Origin of the sequence: Micromonospora sp. NBC_01392 (genome assembly GCF_045040125.1) — a bacterium.
Lineage (GTDB): Bacteria > Actinomycetota > Actinomycetes > Mycobacteriales > Micromonosporaceae > Micromonospora.
The window spans coordinates 4,464,058-4,485,680 of sequence record NZ_CP109549.1 but is presented as its reverse complement, the minus strand read 5'-3'; the positions used below and the strand labels follow the sequence as shown (position 1 = coordinate 4,485,680).

The window sequence follows — 21,623 nt, the reverse complement described above, 5'->3', positions numbered from 1 at the left end:
GCTTCGTGGCCCCTCGGAGGTGCCCATGTCCCCTTCCCACAACTCTCGCCGGCTCGCCGTGACGGCGGCCGCCGCCGCACTGCTCACCGTCGCCCCGCTCGGCGTCACCGCCGCGCACGCCCAGGTCACCCGGGTACGCCAGGGCAGCGCCACGGACGCCAGCCGGGCGAGCTGGTCCGGCCCGGCGTACACCATGAACGGCTCCGGCGGCATCGTCACCGCCACCATGACCAGGGCGGTCGACGCGATCCGCGGCGGCACCGGCGCGATCGACGTGGTGGTGGTCGCCGGCTCCGGCTCCGGCACCCCGGAGTGCGACGTGATCACGCCGCTGGCCGGCGTCAACTCCTGCACCACGCTCACCCTCACCGCCACCGCGGACGGCAACAACAGTCAGGTCAACGCGGACATCCGCAACGCCGAGTTCGTCTACTTCGCCGGCGGCGACCAGTGCCGCTACGTGGCCTGGAAGGGCACCGCGCTGGAGGCGTCGGTGGAGTCGGTGGTGGCCAAGGGCGGCGGCGTCGGCGGCGGCAGCGCCGGGCACCACGTCAACAGCGACGTGGTCTACGACGCCTGCACCGCGAGCACCACCTCGGCGACCGCGCTGGCCAACCCGTACGACAGGTCGTTGACGTTCACCACCGGCATGTTCCGCTGGCCGAACTACGCCGGGACGATCAACGACTCGCACTTCGTCACCCGGGACCGGATGGGCCGGACCATCGCGTTCGTGGCCCGCGCGGTCAAGGACGGGCTGGTCGCCGGCGGCAAGGCGTGGGGCGTCGGGGTCGAGGAGGGCGCGTCGCTCTACGTCGACCGGGCCGGCCGGGCCACGCTCAGCGGCCCGAGCGCGTACGTGGTGCTCGGCGACCACCAGCCCGAGGTGGCGGTGTCCGGGCAGCCGCTGACCTACACCGGCGTCAAGATCTGGAAGTTGACCGACGGGCAGAGCTACGACTTCGCCAACCGGCCCACCTGCGGCTACTACCTGCGCAGCGTGCGTGCCGGCGTGCCGGACAGCAGCCTCTACAGCGGCACGCCGGTGACCGACTGCTCGACCACCCCGCCGCCGTCGGGCGGGTCGTCCTACGCCGAGGTGGAGCCGAACGACTCCCGGACCGCCGCGAACAACATCTCCGGGCTGACCTTCCCGGCCACCGTCACCGGGGACATGAAGAGCACCGCCGACCGGGACTACTTCTCGCTGACGCTCGGCAGTGGACAGACGCTGACCGTGAACTGCGCGGTGCCGTCCGCCTACGACGCGGACCTGTACCTGCTCAGCGCCACCGGCAGCACGCTGACCCGGTCGGTGAACGACGGCGCCGGGACGGACGAGTCGGTCACGCTGACCCGGACCGCCTCCGGCTCGGCCACCTACCACCTCGACCTGGAGGCGTACGCCGGCTCCGGCACCGCCGACTACGCCTGCGCGATCACGAAGTCCTGACCGGAACGGGTTCGTGGGCGGGCGGGCGACGCCCGCCCGCCCACCGGCCGGTGGGCCGTTACGCTCTGCTCGTGCCGAACTCCGAAGCTGTCGACGATCCGCACGTGGTGGGCGTCGCGGCGCTGATCCGTGGACGGCTCGGCGAGTGCAGCCCGGCCGAGCGCCGGGTCGCCCGCACGCTGCTCGCCGCCTATCCCTCCGCCGGCCTGGGCACGGTGGCCGCGCTTGCCGAACGCGCCGAGGTGAGCGCGCCGACCGTGCTGCGGCTGCTGTCCCGGCTCGGTTTCGGCGGGTACCCGGAGTTCCAGCGCGCGCTGCGCGACGAGTTGGCGGAGCGGGAGACCTCGCCGCTGACCGCCTACCGGGCCGCCGAGCACGGCGGGGCGCCGCCGGAGGGCGCGTTGCCCCGGGCCGCGACGACGCTGCCGGCGGCGGTGGCCGGCACGCTCGCCGACCTGCCCCGGGGGGAGCTGGACGCGGCCGTGCGGCTCCTCGCCGACCAGCAGTTCCGGGTCACCGCGGCCGGTGGCCGGTTCTCCGCGCTGGTGGCCAGTTACCTGGTGCTGCACCTGATGCAGGTGCGCGGCAACAGCCGGCTGCTGCCGCCCGGGCCGGTGGCGCGCGCCGACATGCTCGTCGACGTCGGCAAGCGGGATCTCGTCGTGCTCTTCGACTTCCGCCGGTACGAGGAGCCGACGCTGGCGCTGGCCCGGGAGGTGACCGCGCGGGGCGCCCGGGTGGTGCTGTTCACCGACCGGTGGCTGTCGCCGGTGGCCGGGCTGGCCGAGGTGGTGCTGCCCGCCCGGGTCGACTCGCCGTCGCCGTACGACAGCTTCGTGCCCACGCTGGCGTTGGTGGAGACGCTGGTCGCGGCGCTGATCGACAGGCTCGGCCCGGTGGCCGGCGCGCGGCTCAAGGCGATGGAGGGGGCGCAGCAGGCGTTCGGCGACCACTGAAACGTCCGTTACAAAAAACTGTAACCCCACCGAGATCGTAACGTGAGTTACAGTCCGGGGGCTGGCTGATCCGGCCCCCGGAAGGACTCCCCATGCGCATCCGTTCCCTCGCCCTGGTCGGCGCGACCACGGCGTTGCTCGCCACCACCGCCTGCGGTGGCGCCACCGCCACCGGCGGCGCCACCGACGAGATCAAGCCCGTCTCGGTCACCATCGACGGTGTCGGCCCGGTCGAGACCGACAAGGCCGTCGCCGCCAAGGTCCCGTCCGACGTCCGCGGTCGCGGCACCGTCACGGTCGCCACCAACGCCCCCTACCAGCCGTTCGTCGACTTCAAGGTGGAGGGCCGCACCGACCAGTTCGTCGGCCTCGACCCCGACCTGTTCCAGGCCGCCTCGGCCCGGCTCGGCCTCAAGGCCACCTTCACCCAGCAGCCGTTCGACGGCCTGGTGCCCGGCCTCCAGGCCGCCAAGTACGACGCCATCGCCGGTGGCATCACCGACAAGAAGGAACGCCAGCAGGTCGCCACGTTCGTCGACTACTCCGCCTCCGGCACCGGGTTCCTGGTCGCCGCCGGCAACCCGCTCGGCGTGAAGACGGTGGCCGACCTCTGCGGCCGGACGGTCGCCGTGCAGAAGGCCAGCAACCAGGCGAAGAATCTGGCCACGTACGCCAAGGAGAGCTGCGCCGGCCGGCCGCTGGAGATCAAGGAGTACCCGGAGAACCCGCAGGCGGTGCAGGCGCTGATCGCCGGCAACGTGCAGGTGGTCGCCGCCACCCGGGTCAACCTGGTGGAGACCGCCGGCTCGCTCGCCGGCAAGGCCGAGCTGGTCGACGACCCGTCCTCGCCCAACGGCTGGCTGGCCAGCCCGAACGGCTTCGGGTTCCTCAAGGCGAACAAGGAACTGGCCGAGGCGTACCGGGCCGCCGTGCAGTCCCTGATCGACGACGGCACCTACGGCAAGATCCTGGCCCGCTGGAAGCAGACCCCGATCGCGATCGACAAGGCCACCGTCGACCAGGCCATCGACTGACCGGCGGACCACCGCCCCCCGAACCGCGGTCGCCGGGCGCCCTTTCGACTCCGTGAGGGCGGGCCCGAAGGCGCCCGGCGACCGCCGCACCCCTGCCGGAGGCACTCCCACGATGACCACCACCGAAACCCCGACGGTACGGGTCGTCCCCGTCCGCCACTACGGCCGCTGGCTCACCGCGCTGGTCGTGGCCGGGCTGGCCGCGATGTTCCTGCGGGCGCTGCTGACCAGCCCCAACCTCGAACCCCGCACCGTGGCCCACTACCTGTTCCAGGACTACGTGCTCGACGGCGTGGTCACCACGCTCTGGCTCACGCTGCTCGCCATGCTGCTCGGCACCGCCGGCGGCGTCCTGCTCGCCGTGCTGCGGCTCTCCGACAACCCGGTGCTGCGCGGCGTCTCGTGGACGTTCATCTGGGTCTTCCGCGGCACCCCGCTGCTGGTGCAGATCATCTTCTTCGGGTTCCTCGGCGCGCTGTTCCCCCGGATCACGCTCACCGTGCCGTTCACCGGCACCGTGCTGTTCGACCGCCCCACCAGCGTGGTGATCACCGGCACCGTCGCCGCCGTGCTCGCGCTGTCGCTCAACGAGATGGCGTACGCGGCCGAGGTGATCCGCGGCGGCATCCTGGCCGTCGACGACGGGCAGACCGAGGCCGCCGCCGCGCTCGGCATGGGCCCCACGCTCACCCTGCGCCGGGTGGTGCTGCCCCAGGCCATGCGCGTGATCATCCCGCCGATGGGCAACGAGACCATCACCATGCTCAAGTCGACAGCGCTCGTGTCGATCATCGCCGGACGGGACCTGATGACCGCCGTGCAGAGCGTCTACCAGAACAACTACAAGGTGATCCCGCTGCTCCTGGTGGCGGCGATCTGGTACCTCGCCCTGGTCAGCCTCCTCTCCGTCGGCCAGTGGCTGATCGAGCGCCGGTTCGGCCGCGGCTTCGCCCGGGGAGGCGTGCGATGACGGCGATGGTCCGTGCCGAGGGCGTGACCAAGCGGTTCGGCCCGGTCGAGGTGCTCAAGGGCATCGACCTGACCGTGGCCCCCGGCGAGGTGGCCTGCCTGCTCGGCCCCTCCGGCTCCGGCAAGTCGACGTTCCTGCGCTGCGTCAACCACCTGGAGCGCATCGACGGCGGGCAGCTCTCGGTGGACGGCGAGCTGGTCGGCTACCGCCGCCAGGGCGACAAGCTGCACGAGTTGAAGGCCCGCGAGGTGGCGGTGCGCCGCCGGGACATCGGCATGGTGTTCCAGCGGTTCAACCTGTTCCCGCACCTCACCGCGCTCGGCAACGTCACCGAGGCGCCGGTGCGGGTGCTGCGCACCCCGCGCGAACGCGCCCGCGCCGAGGCGATGCGCCTGCTCGACCGCGTCGGGCTGGCCGAGCGCGCGGACCACTACCCGAGCCAGCTCTCCGGCGGCCAGCAGCAGCGGGTGGCGATCGCCCGGGCGCTGGCCATGCGCCCGAAACTGATGCTCTTCGACGAGCCCACCTCCGCGCTCGACCCGGAACTCGTCGGCGAGGTGCTGGACGTGATGAAGGGGCTCGCCGCCGACGGCATGACCATGGTGGTGGTGACGCACGAGATGGGCTTCGCCCGGGAGGTCGCCGACCAGGTCGCGTTCCTCGACGACGGCGTGGTGGTCGAGGCCGGCCCGCCGGACGAGGTGCTCGGCCGACCCCGCCACGAGCGCACCCGCGCCTTCCTCGACAAGGTGCTCTGACATGGACCCGCTGCTGCGCGCCGCCGGTGACCGGCTGACCGCGTACCACGACCGGCTCGCCCGACTGGTCGCGGTCGATTCCGGCTCCGGTCAGGTCGACGGGCTGCGGGAGGTCGCCGACCTGGTGCAGGGCTGGTGCCTCGGCGCCGGGCTGTCCGTCGAGCGGGCGCCGGTGGCCGACCCGGCCGGCCGGCCGCTCGGCGACGTGCTGGTCGCCCGCCGCCGGGGCGCCGGCACCCGCCGGATCGTGCTCGCCGGCCACCTGGACACCGTGTTCCCGCCGGGCACCGCCGCCGCCCGCCCGTTCCGGGTGCAGGACGGCCGGGCGTACGGGCCGGGGGTCAGCGACGACAAGGGCGGCGTGCTCGCCGGACTCGCCGCCGTCGAGGTGCTCGCCACGCTGGACCGGCACCGCTACGGCGAACTGGTGCTGGTCTGCACGCCGGACGAGGAGATCGGGTCGGTGGGCAGCCGGCCGTTGCTGCGTACCCTCGGGGCCGAGGCCGACGTGGCGCTCTGCCTGGAGTGCGCCCGCGACAACGGCGACCTGGTCTCCGCCCGCAAGGGCGTCGCCGACCTGGCGGTGACGCTGCGCGGGCGGGCCGCGCACGCCGGCATCGAACCGGAGCGCGGCGCCAACGCGCTGCTCGCCGCCGCCCGGCTGACCGTGGCGCTGGACCAGCTCAACGGCCGCTGGCCCGGGGTGACGGTGAACGTCGGCGCGTTGGAGGCCGGCGGCCGGCCCAACGTGGTCGCCGACCGGGCCCGGATGCTTGTCGACCTGCGTGCCTGGCGCACCGGCGAGTACGAGGCCGCGCTGGCCGAGATCCGCCGGCTGGTCGCCGCGCCGCTCGTCTCCGGCGTGCACGCCGAGCTGGCCGTGCAGGCGCCCACCCCGCCGTGGGAGCCGGACCCGGCCGGGCGCCGGCTGGCCGAGCTGGCCGCGAAGGTGGGCGCCGGGCTCGGCGTACCGGTGTCGCACACCGCGACCGGTGGCTGCGCCGACGCCAACCTGCTGGCGGAGGCCGGCGCGACCGTGCTGGACGGGCTCGGCCCGGTCGGCGGCGCCGACCACAGCCCGGGGGAGTGGCTCGACCTCGACTCGGTGGTGCCGCGGGTGGCGCTGCTGGCCGGCCTGATCGACGCGCTCGGCCGAGCCGACACGTAGCGAGAATCCGGAATTTGATTTCGGCTGTCGAGTGGGGTCCGGGGAGTGGAGGGCTCCCCGTTCCGTGGTGTGACGGCGGCGCTGGCGACCATGCACGGCAAGCAGTGGGCGCTCCGCCCGCCGCTGCGCCGCCGGCTGGGCCTGGGCCTGCGGGTGGCGGCGGTGGACACCGACGCGCTCGGCACGTTCACCGGTGAGGTGCCCCGACCCGGCACCGCGCGGGAGACCGTGCTGCGCAAGGCGCGGCTCGGGATGTCCGCGACTGGGTGCCCGGTCGGCCTGGCCAGCGAGGGGGCGTTCGGTCCGCACCCGACGCTGCCCGGTGTGCCCGCCGACGTGGAGTACGTCGCGCTTGTCGACGACCGGTCCGGCCTGACCGTGGTGGAGTCCGTGGTCAGCCTGGAGACCAACCACGCGCAGCTCACCACCGACGGTCGGGACCGGCTCGCGGTGGTGGCCTTCCTGCGCCGGGTCGGCTTCCCGCACCACGCCGTCGTCGTCCGGCCGGCGCGGGGCGCGGGCCGGCCGGAGAAGGGTCTGCGCCGGCTCGGTGACGTGTTCGCCGCGCTGCGCCGGGCAGCCGCCGGCAGCGCCGACGGCGACGCCGTGCTCGCGGCGGACCTGCGGGCCCACGTCAACCCGACCCGGATGCGGGTGATCGCCGCCGCCGGGCTGGGCCTGACCCGCCGGCTCGCCACGACCTGCCCGGAATGCGCCGCGCCCGGGTTCGGCCCGCTCGGCACGGAGGCCGGCCTGCCCTGCCGGGACTGCGGTACGCCCACCCACGACGTGGCGGTGCGGGTCTCCGGATGTGCCCGGTGCCCGTACCGCGAGCGTCGTCCGGTGGCCGGTGCGGCCGACCCCGGGTCCTGCCCGCGCTGCAACCCCTGAGCGCCGTCCCGGTTCAGGCCAGCCGGGCCCCGGCCCGGTTCGGCGGTCGCAGGCGGCCGACGCGCCGGACCGGTGGCGGGGCGCTGGGACGCACCTCGACGAGGGTCAGCTCCCCGTCGTGCCAGACCATGCCGTGCAGGCCGCAGCGGCCGGCGCGTACCGCCTGATCGAGCAGGGGGGAGTGCCGGCGCAGCGCGGCGAGCGTGGCGCGCACCCGTTCGGGTCCGCTGCCGTGCGGCAGCGAACAGGCGGTGTGGCCGAGCACCACCACCAGCGGTGTGCCGAGGTGGCCGACCGCGTACTCCAGGCTGCCCCGCACCGAGGGCCCGGTGCTCAGACCGGCGGCGCGGACCGCGAACACGTCGGCGCCGCCGAACACCGTCACCGCTTCCGGCTGCGGATCGGCGCAGGAGAGGACCGCCGCCACCGGGGCGCCGGCCGGGGTGAACGGCGTGGGCGCCGCACCCACCCGGAACCGGTGGTGTCCCGCCCGCAGCCGGGCGAGGGCGAAGCTCGGGCTGACGGGCCATCCCTGCGGCGGCGATCCGGTCATGTCCATCACTGCTCCTCGTGACGAGCCACTGTCGTGCGTCTCACGATACACGAATTAGAAATCGTGTAATAGAGTGCGCTTGTCTGAAGGAGGTGGCGATGGACGTCGCACTGGTCCTGGGAGTCCTGATCGGTCCCGCGTCGGCGGTGCTCGGCGCGTTGGCGGTGCCCGACCCGCGCCGGGCCGCCCGGGTGGTGGGCGCGTTGCTCGGTCTCAGCGCGGTGGCGGCCACCGCGCTGCTGGTCCGGGTGGCGGCCGACCCGGCCGTACCGGGCGTGCTCGCCCGCGTCGACACACTCGGACCGGCGTTCTCCGTCGGCGTCCGCGTCGACCGGTTCACCGCGCTGTTCGTGCTGCTCGTCTGCGGGCTGGCCGCCGTCGTCGCCGGCTACGCGCGCCGCTACCTCGACGGCGAGCCGGGCGCCCGCGCGCTCCAGGCCCGGGTCGCGGCGGCCACCACCGCGACACTGGTGATGGCCACCGCGCCCAGCCTGGTGCAGTTGGCCGTCGGCTGGATCGCGGCCGGGCACCTGCTGGTCGGCCTCATCGGCCACTACCGGGACCAGCCCAGGGTGCGGGCCGCCGCCCGCCGGACCCGGCGACTGTTCCTCGTCGGCGACGCCGCCCTGGTCGCCGGCCTCGCGCTGCTGGTCACGCCGGCCGGCGACGCCGACCTGGACGCGGTGCGCGCCACCGCCGGGGAGCGGCCCGGGTGGCTGCTCGCCACCGCCGGCGCGCTGCTGCTGACGGCCGCCATGGTCCGGTCCGCGCAGGTGCCGGCGCACCGCTGGCTGCCGTCCACCCTGGACGCGCCGACCCCGGTCTCGGCGTTCCTGCACGCCGGAATGGTCAACGTGGCCGGGTTCCTCATGATCACGTTGGCGCCGGTGGTCACCGCCGCGCCCGGGATGATGCCGGCGATGGTGCTCGTCGGCCTCGTCACCGCCGTCTCGGGGCTGCTGTTCGCCGCGGTGCGCACCGACGTCAAGGGCACCCTCGCCCGGTCCACCGTCGCGCAGATGGGGTTCATGCTCGCCCAGTGCGGGCTCGGCGCGTTCGGGCTGGCCGCCGTGCACCTGGTCGGGCACGCCGTCTACAAGGCGTACGCGTTCCTCTCCGCCGGCGGCACGCTCCAGGCGCAGGCCCGCGCCGCCGGCACGCCCCGGCCGGAGGGCCCGCCGCCCACCCGGCCCCGCGTCCTCGCCGCCGCGACGGTGATCGTCACCGTGCTCGCCACCGAACTGCTGCTCGGCACCACCGCGAGCGGTGCGCTCAGCGCCGCGCTGGTCGCCGCCGCCGCGCTCGCCGCCGTGTGGTCCGCCCTCGCCGACCGCGCGCTGCCGGCCCGTACCGCCGCTGCCCTCACCGTCACCGTGGCGGCGCTGGCCGGCGGACACCTCGTCGCCGGGCGGGCGGTCGACCGCTGGCTGGCGCTGCCGACCGGGACGAGCCTGCTCGGCGTCGGCGCCGTGGCGTGCGTGCTCGCCGTGGTGGCCGTCGCCGGGACCGTGCTGCGCCGCCGGCCGAGCGCCACGCTCTGGTGGTGGGCCTGGCACGACGGCGCCGCCATCCCGCGGGCCCGCCGGACGGCCCCGGCCGGCGGGCCGACCCCCGCGGCGCTCACCGTGCCGCGCCCCGGCCTGCTCGACCGCTCGGACGGCGCGCGGGTCGTCGCCGCGGCGACCGCCGCCGCCGACCACGTCGGCGCCGTCGGACCACTGGACGCCTTCGTCGCGGTGAACCCCCTCGCCGGCCGGGAACGCGTGCCGTTCGCCCGGGCCACCGCCGAGCTGCGGGGCCTCGCCGGCACGCGGACCCACCTGCCGGCCGCCGAGTACCGGCAGCGGCTGCGCGACGGGCGGATCACCCCGGCCGACCTCGCCGCCGTGCTCCCGCCACCACCGCGCGTCGCCGGTGCGGTCCTGCTCGGCCACCGGCGGATCGACGTCACCGACCTCCAGTTGACCGTGCTGAGCCAGCCGGTGCACGACGGGCCGCCCCCACCGGCCGACCTGCTCGCGGTGGCGCGGCGCCGGCTCGCCGAGCTGCCCGCGCGGCCCCGCCCCCGCACCCCGGGCGAGGCCGGACCGCACACGCTCGCCGAAACGCTCGACCGGGCGCTGGGCACCCGGACCACCGCGGACGTCGACGACCTGGTGGCCGCCTGGTGCGCGGCGCACAGCGGACGCCCGGTGGCGCTCTGGCCGGTCCCCGGCCCGACGGACGCGGGCTGCTGGGCTCGCTGGCGGCGGATGGCCGGCGCCGACCCGGCACTGGCCCGGTGGGGCGTCACCGGCCTCGCGACGCTCGTCGACGCCCTGCCCGAGGCGCCCGAGCAGGCCGTCGCGGTGCTCCTGCGCGCGATGGGGGTGCCGCCGGCGGCCTGGTCCACCTACCTGTCCCGGTCCCTGCTCCGGCTGCCCGGCTGGGCCGGGCACGCCCGCTGGGCCCAGGCCAACCCCGGGCAGGGGCCGGCACTGAGCCCGCTGGACCTGCTCGCCGTGCGCCTCACCTACGAGTACGCGCTCGCCGGCGCCGCCGCCCAGCGCCACCTGGAACTGCCCCCCGTGCTGGACTCGCTCGCCGCCGCGACACCCACCACGCTCCCCAGGTCCGCCGGGATCACCCCGGAGGCGCTCGCCCGACTCGCCGGCGCGCTCGACGTCGACGTCGCCACGCTGGCCTGCCTGCCCGGGGAGACCGTGGCCACGCTGCGGGACGTGGCCTGCCAGTTGACCCCGTCCCGGCAGTCCGAGGTGTGGCTCGCCGCCGCCGAGCACGCGTACCGGCGTCGGCTGCGGTACCGGCTGGACCGGGGCGTGGAGCGGCCGGCCGTCGACGCCCCGACGCTCACCCAGGCGGTGTTCTGCATCGACGTGCGCAGCGAGGGCCTGCGCCGCCACCTGGAGGCGACCGGGCCGGTCGACACGTACGGCTTCGCCGGCTTCTTCGGCCTGCCCGTGCGTACCGTGACCGCCGGCGCCCGGCGCGGGCGGGACCGCTGCCCGGTCCTCATGCGACCGGTGGCCACCGTCGAGGCGGCGCGGGCCGGCCACGCGGCGCGCTCGCGGCAGGCCTGGCGACGCGCATACGCCGCCGCCAAGGCGAACCCGGTCGGCGCGTTCGCCTTCGTCGAGGTCGCCGGCGTGCTCGCCACCGCCGCCCTGCTCCTGCGGGCCGCCGCGCCGGGCCGGTTCGTGCCGCCCGCCGACCACACCGCACCGACCGTCGCCGACCTGACCACCGCCATGAGCCTCGACGAACAGGTCTACTACGCCGAGGCGACGCTGCGCACCATCGGGCTCACCGCCGGCTTCGCGCCGCTGGTGCTGCTCTGCGGGCACGGCGCCACCAGCGCCAACAACCCGTACGCCGCCGCGCTGGACTGCGGCGCCTGCGGCGGCAACCGGGGCGGGGTGAGCGCCCGTCTCGTCGCCGGGATGCTCAACCGGCCCGAGGTGCGCGCGGCCCTCACCGACCGGGGCATCCACCTGCCCGACGGCACGCACGTGCTGGCCGGCGAGCACGACACCGTCACCGACGAGGTGCGGCTGTTCGACGTGGACGCCGTGCCCGCCGGGCTGCGACCGGCGGTCGAGGAACTGGCCGGCCGGCTGGCCGGGGCGGGCGCGCGGCTGCGCGCGGAACGGGCCGCGCGACTGCCCGGCCGGCCGCGTCCGCGCCGCCTGCCCCGGCGGGCCGGGGACTGGGCGCAGGTCCGCCCGGAGTGGGCGCTGGCCGGCAACGCCGCGTTCATCGCCGCGCCCCGCGAGCTGACCGCCGGCGTCGACCTCGGCTGCCGGACGTTCCTGCACTCCTACGACTGGACCGGCGACCGGGACGCGGCGGCGCTGGAGGCGATCATGACCGGCCCGCTGGTGGTGGCCGCCTGGATCAACCTCCAGTACTACTTCTCCACGGTCGACCCGCAGCGGCTCGGCGCGGGCACCAAGACCGTGCACACCGTGCTCGGCGACGCGCTCGGCGTCCTCTCCGGATCCGGCGGCGACCTGCGCCTCGGCCTGCCGCTCCAGTCGGTCGCCGACGGCACCCGGCCGGCGCACGAGCCGCTGCGGCTGCTCGCGGTGATCCGCGCCCCGCACCACCTGGTCGACGCGGTGCTGGGCCGCAACCCCGGGCTGCGGCACCTGGTCGACGGCGGGTGGCTGTCGCTGACCGTCGTCGACCCCGGCACCGGCGCGTGGTCCGAGCCCGCGCCGGGTGGATCGTGGCGGGCGCTGCCCGCCCCGCGCCACGTCACCGCACCCACCACCGAGCCGCCCGCGCGCCACCCGGCGCCCGCGACGGAGAAGGAGTACACGGCATGAACGAACTGGGACTGACCCGCATGGTCAAGGTGGAGGTCGTCACGCGCGCCGACGACGCCGACGCCGTCCGCACCCTGCTGCACGCCTCCGGGGTGAGCGGCTGGACCAGCCTGAGCGGCGTCTCCGGCTTCGGCCACCACGGCACCCACGAGGGGCGGCTGCTCTTCAACGACCGGGCCGGACTCGTCATGGTCATCGCCGTGCTCCCGCCGGGCCGGGCCGAGCCGGTGGTCACCGGGCTGCGCGACATCCTGGCCCAGCGGCCCGGCGTGATGTTCGTCAGCGACGCCTGGGTCAGCCGACCCGATTACTTCGGCGCCGACCGGGCGGCGGAGTGACCGCCGGGCGGGTGCCCCGGCGGGATCCGTCCCGTCGGGGCGTCCGCCCGAGCGGTGTCGTACGGTGACCGCATGGGACGCGTCGCGCGGTGGCGTCGGGTGGCCCGGGCGCACCCGACCGTGACCGATGCGCTGCTGGCCGCGCTGCTCTTCGTGGTCAGCCTGCTCCCGGTGAACCCGCCCGGCGGGCCCCCGCGCGACCCGCTCACCGTCGGCGCGGTGCTGCTCGCGCTGGCCGGCTGCGGCGCGCTGGTGCTGCGCCGCCGCCACCCGTTGCCGGTGCTCGCGCTGGTCACCGCCACGGCGGCCACCGCGCTGCTGGTGCAACAGGCGCGGGGGCCGTTCGTGCTGACCGTGGCGCTGGCCGCGTACACGGTGGCGACCCGGACCGACCGGCGGACCGCGGTGGCGGCCGGCGCGGCGAGCGGCCTGGTGCTCGGCGGCGGCGCGGTCGTCGCGCTCGGGGTGGGCTGGCTGGACCCGGCGGTCGTGGTGCTGCTGCTCTGGTTCGGCGTCGCGGTGGCGGCCGGCGACGCGGTCCGCAGCCGGCGGGCCTACGTGGCGGTGCTGGAGGAGCGGGCGCGGCGGGCCGAGCGGACCCGCGAGGATGAGGCCCGCCGCCGGGTGGTGGAGGAACGGCTCCGGATCGCCCGGGAGCTGCACGACGTGGTGGCCCACCAGATCGCGCTGATCAACGTGCAGGCCGGGGTGGCCGGGCACCTGCTGCGGGAGCGGCCGGACGCGGCCGAGGAGGCGCTCGGGCACGTCCGGTCCGCGACCCGCACCGTGCTGGACGAGATGGCCACCCTGCTCGGTCTGCTCCGGCGCGGCGAGCCGGACGCGCCGACCGAGCCGACGCCCGGCCTGGGCCGCCTCGACGCCCTCGTCGACGGCTTCGCCGCCGTCCAGCCGGTGCGCTGGACCCTGACCGGCCGGCCCCGGCCGCTGCCCAGCACGGTCGACGTGGCGGCCTACCGGATCGTCCAGGAGTCGCTGACCAACGCCCACCGGCACGCGCCCGGCGCGGCCGTCACGGTCGGCGTCACGTACACCGGCGCCGGCGTGGTGGTGGAGATCCGCGACGACGGGCCCGGCCCGAGCGGAACCGGCGACCAGGGAACCGGTCTCGGCCTGCTCGGGATGCGGGAGCGGGCCGAGGCGGTGGGCGGCGCGTTCCACGCCGGCGCCGGGCCCGGCGGCGGCTTCCGGGTCCGCGCGGAACTGCCCGCCCCGATGCCGCAGGAGGTGGCATGACCGTCCGCGTGCTGCTCGCCGACGACCAGACCCTCATCCGCGCCGGCTTCCGCGCGCTCGTCGACTCCGCGCCGGACCTGTGCGTGGTGGGGGAGGCCGCCACCGGGCGGGAGGCGGTCGAACGGGCCCGCGCCACCCGCGCCGACGTGGTGCTGATGGACATCCGGATGCCCGACCTCGACGGCCTGGCCGCCACCCGGGAGATCACCGCCGACGAGGACCTGGCCGGCGTACGGGTGCTGATCCTGACCACGTTCGAGGTCGACGAGTACGTCTTCGAGGCGCTACGCGCCGGCGCCAGCGGCTTCCTCGGCAAGGGCGTGGAACCGGCCGAGCTGCTCGACGCGATCCGTACCGTCGCGGCCGGGGAGGCGCTGCTGTCCCCGAAGGCGACCCGTGGGCTGATCGCCCGGTTCCTGGCCCAGCCCGACCCGCGGCCCGGAGCCACCCCGGAGCGGCTGCGGGTGCTCACCGAACGGGAACGCGAGGTGGTCACGCTGGTCGCCGCCGGGCTGAGCAACGAGCAGATCGCCCAGCGGCTGGTGGTCTCCCCGCTGACCGCCAAGACCCACGTCAACCGCGCGATGGCCAAGCTCGACGCCCGGGACCGGGCCCAACTGGTGGTGATCGCCTACCAGAGCGGCCTGGTCCGGGCCGACCCACCGGCGCGGTAGCCGGGCCGCTGACGTACCGCGTTCGCGGTACGCGCAGGTGTCCGCGTCCGGCCGACGCGCCGGCCGGGGTACGCGGGCCAGGGTTGAGCACATGATCGAAGCCCACGACCTGAGCAAACGGTACGGCGACAAGCTCGCCGTCGACGCCCTGACCTTCACCGTCCGGCCCGGCGTGGTGACCGGTTTCCTCGGTCCCAACGGCGCCGGCAAGTCCACCACCATGCGGATGATCCTCGGACTGGACGCGCCGACCGCCGGGACCGTACGGGTCAACGGCCACCGCTACTTCGAGCACCGGGACCCGCTGCGCCAGGTCGGCGCGCTGCTGGAGGCCAAGGCGGTGCACACCGGCCGGTCCGCCCGCAACCATCTGCTCGCCGTGGCCGCCACGCACGGCATCGGCCGCCGCCGCGTCGACGAGGTGATCGACCTGGTCGGGTTGCGTGAGGTGGCCGGCCGGCGGGCCGGCGGGTTCTCGCTCGGCATGGGTCAGCGGCTGGGCATCGCCGGCGCGCTGCTCGGCGACCCGGCGGTGGTGATGCTCGACGAGCCGGTCAACGGCCTCGACCCGGACGGCATCCGGTGGATCCGCGGGCTGCTCAAGGGCCTCGCCGCCGAGGGCCGGACGGTCTTCGTCTCCTCGCACCTGATGAGCGAGATGGCCCAGACCGCCGAGCATCTGATCGTGGTCGGCCGGGGCCGGCTGATCGCCGACGTGTCGCTCGCCGAGTTCACCCGCCGGGCCTCCCGCGGCACCGTTCGGGTGCGCTCACCCCAGGCCACGGCGCTGCGCGACCTGCTGGCCGGCCCGGACGTCACCATCACCGGCGGCGAGCCCGGCGTGCTGGACGTCAGCGGACTGCGCCCCGAGGCGATCGGCGACCGGGCCGCCGCCGCCGGGCTCACCCTGCACGAGCTGACCCCCACCGAGGCGTCGCTCGAAGAGGCGTTCATGACCATGACCCGCGACGCCGTCGAGTACGTCGGCGCCACCGAAGGAGCTGACCGATGACCACCGCGGCCCCACCCGCCACCACCGTGCCGACCGACGCCCGGATCACCGTCCCCCGGGTGGTCCGAAGCGAATGGATCAAGTTTCGTTCCCTGCGCTCGTCGCTGATCATGCTGGCCGCGACTGTGGTGGTGTTCGCCGCGCTGGGGCTCGGCTTCTCGACGTTCCTGGCCGACGCCACGATCGAGCCGGGCACCCCGGCGCCGCCCGGCGGGCCGTCGTCGCTCGACCCGCTCGGCGCCAGCCTCGGCGGCGTCAACCTCGCCCAACTGCTCGTCGGCACGCTCGGTGTGCTGCTGGCCGCCGGCGAGTACGGCACCGGAATGATCCGCTCGTCCCTCGCCGCGGTGCCGACCCGCTGGCCGGTGCTCGCCGGCAAGGTCGTCGTGCTGGCCGGCGTCGTGCTGGCCGTGCTGGTGCCGACCACGCTGCTCACCTTCCTCGGTGGGCAGGCGATCCTGGGCGACCAGGGCATCTCCCTCTCCGACGACGGCGTGCTGCGCGCGGTGCTCGGCACGGCCGGCTACCTCGCGGCCGTCGGTGTGCTCGGCGCGGCGCTCGGCTCGCTGCTGCGCACCACCGCCGGCGCGCTGACCAGCGTGGTCGCGCTGCTGCTGGTCGTGCCGGGAGTGGTGTCGCTGCTGCCGGAGAGCTGGTCGGAGCGGATCTCGCCGTACCTGCCGTCCAACGCGGGGCAGGCGTTCATGAGCGTGGGCGGGGGCGGCGACCTGCTCTCCCCGGGCGCCGGCGCGACCGTCCTCGCGGCCTGGCTGGTCGTCCTGCTCGGCGCCGCCCTGGTCCTGCTGCGCCGCCGGGACGCCTGACCGGCGCCGCCGGCCGGTCGCGGAACCGCGCGGCCGGTCAGCGGCGGAGGATGCCGAGGTCGATGGCGGTGGCGACCGCCGCGGTGCGGGAGTCGACGCGCAGCTTGGTGTAGATGCGCGACAGGTGCGACTTGACCGTGCCCTCGGTCAGGTGCAGGCGGCGGCCGACGGCCTGGTTGGACAGCCCGTCCGCGACCAGGCCGAGCACCTCCGTCTCCCGCCGGGTCAGCGCCGTGTCCGGCGTGCGCAGCCGGTTCACCAGCCGGTCCGCGACGGCCGGAGCCAGCGCGGCACGGCCGGCGGCGGCGGCCCGCACGGCGGCGGCCAGTTCGTCCGGCGAGGCGTCCTTGAGCAGGTAGCCGGTCGCGCCGGCCTCGATCGCGGGCAGCGTGTCCGCGTCGCTGTCGTAGGTCGTGACGATCAGCACCCGGGGCGCGTGCGGTCGGGCGGTGATGGCGGCGGTCGCGTCGACCCCGCTCAGGCCGGCACCGAAGCGCAGGTCCATCAGCACCACGTCGACGTCGCCGCCGGCGGCGCGGGCCACCGCCGCCTCGGCGGTGGCCGCCTCGGCCACCACGACCAGGCCCGGCTCGGTCTCCAGCACGGCGCGCAGCCCGGCCCGGACGACCGGGTGGTCGTCGGCGATCAGCAGCCGGACCGGCGCGCCGGTCACGGCCGCCCGCCGGGCGGGGTGCGGGGGAGCCTCGCCGACACGGTGGCGCCGCGGCCGGGCGCGGCGGCCACGCTCAGGGCGCCGCCGAGCGCGCGGGTCCGCGCCCGCATGGCGGCCAGGCCGAACCCACCGCCGTCTGGCCCCGGACCGGGCAGCCGCTCGGGGTCGAACCCGCCGCCGTCGTCGGTCACGTCCAGGGTCACCCGGTCGGCGCGGTAGCCGAGCGTCACCTCGACGGTGGTGGCATGGGCGTGACGCACGGTGTTGGCCAGCGCCGCCTGGGCGACGCGCAGCAGCGCGACCTCGTACGCGGTCGGCAGCGTCACCGGGGCCCCGGTAACCGTGAACCGGGCGGCGAGCCGGTGCCGGGCGCCGGTGGTGGCGCAGAGGCGTCGCAGCGCGTCGGCCAGCGTGGTGTCGTCCAACGCCGGTGGGGTGAGCGCGGCGACGAAGCGCCGGGCCTCGGCGAGGTTGTCTGCCGCCGCCTGCCGGGCCTGCTCGACGTGGCGGGCGGCGGTGTCCGGCCGGTCCGGCAGCACCCGGCCGGCGGCGCGCAGCAGCAACTGGATGCTGGTCAGGCCCTGTGCCAGCGTGTCGTGGATCTCGGCGGCCAGCCGCTCGCGTTCCGCCGCCACCCCGGCCTCGTGCTGCGCCCGGGCCAGGTCGGCGCGGGTGGCGGTCAGCTCCTCGATCAGCCGGCGGCGGCGCTCGCTCTCCCGGTAGAGCGCCTGGTAGCCCCGGACCACCGCCACCGCGACCGCGGCGCCGAGCACCGGCCCGACTGTGCCGGCCACGCTGACCGCGCCGCGATGGGCGGCGAAGGCGACGACGGCCACCACGGCGGTCACCGCGACGGCGACCGGTCCGGCGCGCCGGGACAGCAGGTGCAGTTGCAGCAGGTAGAGCGGGAACGCGAGCCACAGCCCGTCCACGGTCAGCACGGTCAGCGCCAGCCACCCGACGCCGACCGCGGCCAGCCACCAGCCGGCGGCCCGTCGGGAGCGGTGGACGCCGGGCCGCAGCGCCCCGGCCGCGTACGTCAGCAGGCCGGCCGCCGCGACCGCGGCGATCACCGGCGCGTGCGGCTGCCCGGTGACGACGGCCCGGAGGCCGGCGAGCGCGAAGAGGACACCCACCAGCAGGTGCAGGCACCAGGCCAGCACGCGGGCGGTGGAGGTCAGGGCGGGAACGGCGGTCACGGCCCTCCCAGCCTAGAGGAGGCGCAGGTCGGCGGGGATCTGTCGAAAGTTGTAACCGGCCCACCGCCGTTCCGCCCGGGAAGTGCCGTCCCCCGCCGGATGCCCGGTCCGGCCGCCGGCGACGACCGTGGAAGCGACCACCCCGCCGTCGAAAGGACCGCGTCGCCCGTGTTCGTCGCCTGGAGAGACCTCAGGTTCGCCAAGGGGCGCTTCGCCCTGATGGGAACCGTCATCGTGCTGATCACCCTGCTGGTCGGCCTGCTGTCCGGGCTGACCGCCGGGCTGGGCCGGCAGAACACCTCCGCGATCACCGGCCTGCCCGCCGACCGGATCGCCTTCGGCGGCCCGCAGCCGTCGTACGCCGACTCGACCGTCACGCGCCGGCAGTGGCAGCGCTGGGCCGACACGCCCGGCGTCACCGCCGCCGAGCCGCTGGGCATCGGCACCACCCGGGTCACCGCCGGTGGCCGCAGCGCCGCCGTCTCCGTGTTCGGTGTCCGGGCCGGCTCCCGCCTCGCCCCCGGCGACCTCGACGACCACACCGCGGTGCTGTCCACCCCGGCCGCCACCGACCTGGGCCTGCGCGTCGGCGACCGCCTCACCGTGGCGGGCCGGGAGCTGACCGTGGCGGCGGTCCGCGGCGACGCCTCCTTCAGCCACACCCCGGTGGTGTGGACCAGCCTCGACTCGTGGCGGCGGACCGGCAACGCCGACGCGGACACCGCCACCGTGATCGCGCTGCGCACCGCCGCCGGCGTGGACGTGGCCGCCACCGACCGGGCCGCCGGCACCCGGACCGTCCGCACCGGCGACTCGCTGGCCGCGATCGGCTCCTACCGCTCGGAGAACGGTTCGCTCCAACTCATGCGCGGCTTCCTGTTCGCCATCTCCGCCCTGGTCATCGGCGCTTTCTTCACGGTGTGGACGATCCAGCGAAGCGGCGACGTCGCGGTCCTGAAGGCCCTCGGCGCCTCCACCGCCGCCCTGCTCGTCGACGCGCTCGGGCAGGCCGGCGTCCTGCTGGTCGGCGGCACCGCGCTCGGCACCGGTCTGGCCGCCGGGCTCGGCGTGCTGGTCTCCGGCTCGGACGTGCCGTTCGTGCTGACGCCGGCCACCGTCGCCGTCCCGGCCAGCGTGATGGTCGTCCTCGGCATGCTCGGCGCCGCCCTGTCCGTGCGCCGCATCACCGCCGTCGACCCGCTCACCGCACTGGGGAGCGCCCGATGAGCCTCGACCTGACCGACGTCACGCTCACCTACCCGGACGGCGAGAACCGGCTCACCGCGCTCGACCACGTGACGCTCTCGGTCGCGAAGGGCGACCTGACCGCCGTGGTCGGCCCGTCCGGGTCGGGCAAGTCCAGCCTGCTCGCGGTCGCCGCCACGCTCGTCACCCCGGACGCCGGCGCCGTCCACGTCGACGGCGTCGCCACCACCGGGATGGGCCGCGGCGCGCTCGCCGCGCTGCGCCGGCGCGCGATCGGCATCGTTTTCCAGCAGCCCAACCTGCTGCCGTCGCTGACCGCCGCCGAGCAGCTCCAGGTGATGGCCACCCTCGCCGGCCGGTCGCCGGCCGGGGCCCGGGACCGGGCGCGGGAACTGCTCGACGCGGTCGGGCTCGCCGCCCAGGCCGGCCGGCGCCCGCACCAGCTCTCCGGCGGCCAGCGCCAGCGGGTCAACATCGCCCGCGCTCTGATGAACGACCCGGTCGTCCTGCTCGTCGACGAGCCGACAAGCGCGCTCGACCACGAGCGGGGCGCCGCCGTCATCGACCTGATCGGCCGGCTCACCAGCGAGCGGGGCACCGCCACGGTGCTGGTCACCCACGACCGCGACCACCTCGCCGCCGCCGACCGGATCGTGGCGATGCGCGACGGCCGTCTGCACGACGCGACCTGAGCGGTACGGCAGGCGCTACCTTCCGCCGCCGGCGCTGCCGGCCGCAGGCACCACCCCGGGCCGGCACCGGTGGTGGCCGGCGTCGGCTACGGTGGCCGACGTGACGACGCAGGACACCAGGCCATCGTTCGCGCCGGACGCCGTGGTCGTGCTCGGCGCGCTGGTGGCCACCGTGGGCTATCTGTCGCCGTGGTTCCGCGTCTCGGCCGGCTACTCCTGGTCCTTCTCCGGCTGGGCGTACGCGTCGTTGAGCACCGGTGGCGGCTGGACCCTGTTGACGCTGGGCTGGCTGCTGGTGGCGCTGGTGGCCGGTGGTTGGGCGCGGGCGTACCCGGGCGCCGCGCTGACCGCGTTGACGGCGGCCGTCGGCGCGTGGACGTTCGCGCTGGCCGTGGTCGCGGCGAGCTTCGCCGAGTTTCGGGAGCGCGGCAGCATCAACTGGATCGCGGACCTGCCGTTCGGGGTCGGGCTGCCGCTGATGGCCACCGGCTTCGGCCTGTTGGTCGCCGGCGGGGTCCGCGCCGTGGTGCGCTCGACGCTCCGGGCGTACGACGCCCCCGCCGAGGGCTAGCCGCCGGCCCCGCCCCGCGGGATTGCCGGGGCCCCTTCCTATCGCCCAGGCGTGAGGAAGGGGCCCGGGCAATCACCTCAGTTCAGGCCGCAGGCGGCCAGCGCGTCCAGGTTCGGGCGCTGCGCGCCGACCCGGTTGAAGGCGATCTCGATGCGGTCGAGCGCGGCGCCACGCTTGCTCTTCAGCGGGCCGAGGATGGCGTTGTCGATGAACGCCGGCCCGCCCTCGGGCCGGACCGCGAGCCGGGCCAGGCGGGCGTTCGCCTCGGCGATCTGGTTGTCCAGTGTGGCCAGCTCGGCCCGCACCTGGGCCGCCGCCGCCGCGGGGACGGCGGGGAGCCGCACCCCGGGGCAGTTGACGGTCCGGGCCACCCCGGCCGCCGCCCCACCGTTCTGCCCGCCCCCACCGTTCTGTCCGCCGGTCGCGCCGCCCTGGCCGGCGCCGCCGTTGACGGCGCTCGGCACGCCGGCGGCGTTGAGCCCGCACCCGGCCAGCGCGTCCAGGTTCGGGCGCTGCGCGCCGATCCGGTTGAAGGCGATCTCGATCCGGTCGAGCGCGGCGGTGCGCTTGTTCTTCAGCGGGCCGAGGATGGCGTTGTTGACGAAGTTCGGGCCGCCCTCGGGCTTGACCGCGAGCCGGGCCAGCCGCTCGTTCTGCCGGGCGATCTCCTGGTCCAGGTTGGCCAGTTCCCGTTCCACCTCGGCGTTCGCCGCCGCCGGCACCGCGGGCAGCTTGTCGCGTACCGTCGGGCAGTTCACGGTCTGTGCCGCGGCGGCCGGTGCGGCCGAGCCGCCGTTCTCGTCGGCGGACGCCAGTTGCAGTCCGCCGGCGAGCAGGAGCGCCGCGAGGGCGCCCACCCCGCCGAGTTTCAGGACCGCGTTGTTGCGCGTACCCCTGGCCATGCACCTCTCCTTTGGTTGACCTGGAGGGCCGGCGCGGCGTGTGCCGCGCCGCCGCTCCGCGGTGCGAAGTGAGACGCAGGAATCGCCTCTCGTGCCCGCTCCGGCATCGCGGTTCCGGACGATGTCCCTGTCGGGGATGGGTACGGTCGGCGCGGCCGGATCGTTCA

The 21,623-nt window shown here is 75.8% G+C and carries 20 protein-coding genes; 16 read left to right on the top strand and 4 right to left on the bottom strand.

The annotated features are described in order from the left end of the window. The first annotated feature begins 25 nt into the window (after positions 1 to 25). The 7 genes from OG767_RS19600 (at position 26) to OG767_RS19570 (ending at position 7,230) form a co-directional block, all read left to right on the top strand. The gene (locus OG767_RS19600) at positions 26 to 1,453 is read left to right on the top strand and encodes a hypothetical protein (RefSeq protein ID WP_405089882.1); all 1,428 of its coding nucleotides are present in this window, start codon (positions 26 to 28) and stop codon (positions 1,451 to 1,453) included. Between the two features lie 71 nt (positions 1,454 to 1,524). After that, positions 1,525 to 2,409 (top strand): MurR/RpiR family transcriptional regulator, encoded by an 885-nt coding sequence (locus tag OG767_RS19595; protein WP_405089881.1) that lies wholly within the window; start codon positions 1,525 to 1,527, stop codon positions 2,407 to 2,409. A 92-nt stretch (positions 2,410 to 2,501) separates the two neighbouring features. Then, a complete protein-coding gene (locus OG767_RS19590) occupies positions 2,502 to 3,443 on the top strand; it encodes a transporter substrate-binding domain-containing protein (protein WP_405089880.1) in 942 nt (313 codons plus the stop codon). Positions 3,444 to 3,555: 112 nt separating this feature from the next. Next, positions 3,556 to 4,413 (top strand): amino acid ABC transporter permease, encoded by an 858-nt coding sequence (locus tag OG767_RS19585; RefSeq protein WP_281942123.1) that lies wholly within the window; start codon positions 3,556 to 3,558, stop codon positions 4,411 to 4,413. Beyond that, positions 4,410 to 5,171, top strand: coding sequence for an amino acid ABC transporter ATP-binding protein (locus OG767_RS19580; RefSeq protein ID WP_281942121.1), 762 nt, complete (start codon positions 4,410 to 4,412; stop codon positions 5,169 to 5,171). Before OG767_RS19585 ends, OG767_RS19580 begins: the two co-directional genes overlap by 4 nt. Position 5,172: 1 nt before the next feature. Further along, complete coding sequence (locus tag OG767_RS19575; protein ID WP_405089879.1) at positions 5,173 to 6,339, top strand: M20/M25/M40 family metallo-hydrolase; 1,167 nt, start codon at positions 5,173 to 5,175, stop codon at positions 6,337 to 6,339. A 45-nt stretch (positions 6,340 to 6,384) separates the two neighbouring features. Then, positions 6,385 to 7,230, top strand: coding sequence for a DUF6671 family protein (locus OG767_RS19570; RefSeq protein ID WP_405089878.1), 846 nt, complete (start codon positions 6,385 to 6,387; stop codon positions 7,228 to 7,230). Between the two features lie 13 nt (positions 7,231 to 7,243). Here OG767_RS19570 and OG767_RS19565 read toward each other — a convergent pair whose 3' ends face one another. Next, positions 7,244 to 7,789, bottom strand: coding sequence for a carbonic anhydrase (locus tag OG767_RS19565; protein ID WP_405089877.1), 546 nt, complete (start codon positions 7,787 to 7,789; stop codon positions 7,244 to 7,246). 92 nt (positions 7,790 to 7,881) lie between these two features. On the opposite strand from OG767_RS19565, the gene OG767_RS19560 reads away from it, so the two are divergent. The 6 genes from OG767_RS19560 to OG767_RS19535 all read left to right on the top strand — a co-directional run bounded on the left by OG767_RS19560 (position 7,882) and on the right by OG767_RS19535 (position 16,213). Next, a complete protein-coding gene (locus tag OG767_RS19560) occupies positions 7,882 to 12,111 on the top strand; it encodes a putative inorganic carbon transporter subunit DabA (protein ID WP_405089876.1) in 4,230 nt (1,409 codons plus the stop codon). After that, a complete protein-coding gene (locus OG767_RS19555; protein WP_405089875.1) occupies positions 12,108 to 12,449 on the top strand; it encodes a DUF190 domain-containing protein in 342 nt (113 codons plus the stop codon). The genes OG767_RS19560 and OG767_RS19555 overlap by 4 nt, the downstream gene beginning before the upstream one ends. A gap of 72 nt (positions 12,450 to 12,521) precedes the next feature. Next, positions 12,522 to 13,703, top strand: coding sequence for a sensor histidine kinase (locus tag OG767_RS19550; RefSeq protein ID WP_405089874.1), 1,182 nt, complete (start codon positions 12,522 to 12,524; stop codon positions 13,701 to 13,703). Continuing rightward, complete coding sequence (locus tag OG767_RS19545; protein ID WP_281942109.1) at positions 13,700 to 14,377, top strand: response regulator transcription factor; 678 nt, start codon at positions 13,700 to 13,702, stop codon at positions 14,375 to 14,377. Before OG767_RS19550 ends, OG767_RS19545 begins: the two co-directional genes overlap by 4 nt. A gap of 91 nt (positions 14,378 to 14,468) precedes the next feature. Continuing rightward, positions 14,469 to 15,389: an ABC transporter ATP-binding protein gene (locus OG767_RS19540; protein WP_405089873.1), complete on the top strand. Its 921-nt coding sequence runs from the start codon at positions 14,469 to 14,471 to the stop codon at positions 15,387 to 15,389. After that, entirely contained in the window at positions 15,386 to 16,213 is an 828-nt protein-coding gene (locus OG767_RS19535) for an ABC transporter permease subunit (RefSeq protein WP_405089872.1), read from the top strand. The genes OG767_RS19540 and OG767_RS19535 overlap by 4 nt, the downstream gene beginning before the upstream one ends. A gap of 37 nt (positions 16,214 to 16,250) precedes the next feature. Here OG767_RS19535 and OG767_RS19530 read toward each other — a convergent pair whose 3' ends face one another. After that, positions 16,251 to 16,886 (bottom strand): response regulator, encoded by a 636-nt coding sequence (locus OG767_RS19530; protein WP_405089871.1) that lies wholly within the window; start codon positions 16,884 to 16,886, stop codon positions 16,251 to 16,253. Then, positions 16,883 to 18,085, bottom strand: coding sequence for a sensor histidine kinase (locus OG767_RS19525; RefSeq protein WP_405089870.1), 1,203 nt, complete (start codon positions 18,083 to 18,085; stop codon positions 16,883 to 16,885). Before OG767_RS19525 ends, OG767_RS19530 begins: the two co-directional genes overlap by 4 nt. 219 nt (positions 18,086 to 18,304) lie before the next feature. Between OG767_RS19525 and OG767_RS19520 the strand changes: the two genes are divergently transcribed. The 3 genes from OG767_RS19520 to OG767_RS19510 all read left to right on the top strand — a co-directional run bounded on the left by OG767_RS19520 (position 18,305) and on the right by OG767_RS19510 (position 20,554). Then, positions 18,305 to 19,312, top strand: coding sequence for an ABC transporter permease (locus OG767_RS19520; protein ID WP_405089869.1), 1,008 nt, complete (start codon positions 18,305 to 18,307; stop codon positions 19,310 to 19,312). Further along, positions 19,309 to 19,983, top strand: coding sequence for an ABC transporter ATP-binding protein (locus tag OG767_RS19515; RefSeq protein ID WP_405089868.1), 675 nt, complete (start codon positions 19,309 to 19,311; stop codon positions 19,981 to 19,983). The genes OG767_RS19520 and OG767_RS19515 overlap by 4 nt, the downstream gene beginning before the upstream one ends. 100 nt (positions 19,984 to 20,083) lie before the next feature. Beyond that, positions 20,084 to 20,554: a hypothetical protein gene (locus tag OG767_RS19510; protein ID WP_405089867.1), complete on the top strand. Its 471-nt coding sequence runs from the start codon at positions 20,084 to 20,086 to the stop codon at positions 20,552 to 20,554. Between the two features lie 77 nt (positions 20,555 to 20,631). Here OG767_RS19510 and OG767_RS19505 read toward each other — a convergent pair whose 3' ends face one another. Continuing rightward, a complete protein-coding gene (locus OG767_RS19505) occupies positions 20,632 to 21,456 on the bottom strand; it encodes a hypothetical protein (protein WP_405089866.1) in 825 nt (274 codons plus the stop codon). Positions 21,457 to 21,623 lie beyond the last annotated feature (167 nt).

Coding starts and splice junctions, on each gene's coding strand:
- OG767_RS19505 (WP_405089866.1), bottom strand. CDS start 21,456: ATGGCCAGGGGTACGCGCAACAACGCGGTCCTGAAACTCGGCGGGGTG.
- OG767_RS19555 (WP_405089875.1), top strand. CDS start 12,108: ATGAACGAACTGGGACTGACCCGCATGGTCAAGGTGGAGGTCGTCACG.
- OG767_RS19580 (WP_281942121.1), top strand. CDS start 4,410: ATGACGGCGATGGTCCGTGCCGAGGGCGTGACCAAGCGGTTCGGCCCG.
- OG767_RS19540 (WP_405089873.1), top strand. CDS start 14,469: ATGATCGAAGCCCACGACCTGAGCAAACGGTACGGCGACAAGCTCGCC.
- OG767_RS19520 (WP_405089869.1), top strand. CDS start 18,305: ATGGGAACCGTCATCGTGCTGATCACCCTGCTGGTCGGCCTGCTGTCC.
- OG767_RS19585 (WP_281942123.1), top strand. CDS start 3,556: ATGACCACCACCGAAACCCCGACGGTACGGGTCGTCCCCGTCCGCCAC.
- OG767_RS19550 (WP_405089874.1), top strand. CDS start 12,522: ATGGGACGCGTCGCGCGGTGGCGTCGGGTGGCCCGGGCGCACCCGACC.
- OG767_RS19535 (WP_405089872.1), top strand. CDS start 15,386: ATGACCACCGCGGCCCCACCCGCCACCACCGTGCCGACCGACGCCCGG.
- OG767_RS19575 (WP_405089879.1), top strand. CDS start 5,173: ATGGACCCGCTGCTGCGCGCCGCCGGTGACCGGCTGACCGCGTACCAC.
- OG767_RS19545 (WP_281942109.1), top strand. CDS start 13,700: ATGACCGTCCGCGTGCTGCTCGCCGACGACCAGACCCTCATCCGCGCC.
- OG767_RS19565 (WP_405089877.1), bottom strand. CDS start 7,789: ATGGACATGACCGGATCGCCGCCGCAGGGATGGCCCGTCAGCCCGAGC.
- OG767_RS19590 (WP_405089880.1), top strand. CDS start 2,502: ATGCGCATCCGTTCCCTCGCCCTGGTCGGCGCGACCACGGCGTTGCTC.
- OG767_RS19560 (WP_405089876.1), top strand. CDS start 7,882: ATGGACGTCGCACTGGTCCTGGGAGTCCTGATCGGTCCCGCGTCGGCG.
- OG767_RS19600 (WP_405089882.1), top strand. CDS start 26: ATGTCCCCTTCCCACAACTCTCGCCGGCTCGCCGTGACGGCGGCCGCC.
- OG767_RS19515 (WP_405089868.1), top strand. CDS start 19,309: ATGAGCCTCGACCTGACCGACGTCACGCTCACCTACCCGGACGGCGAG.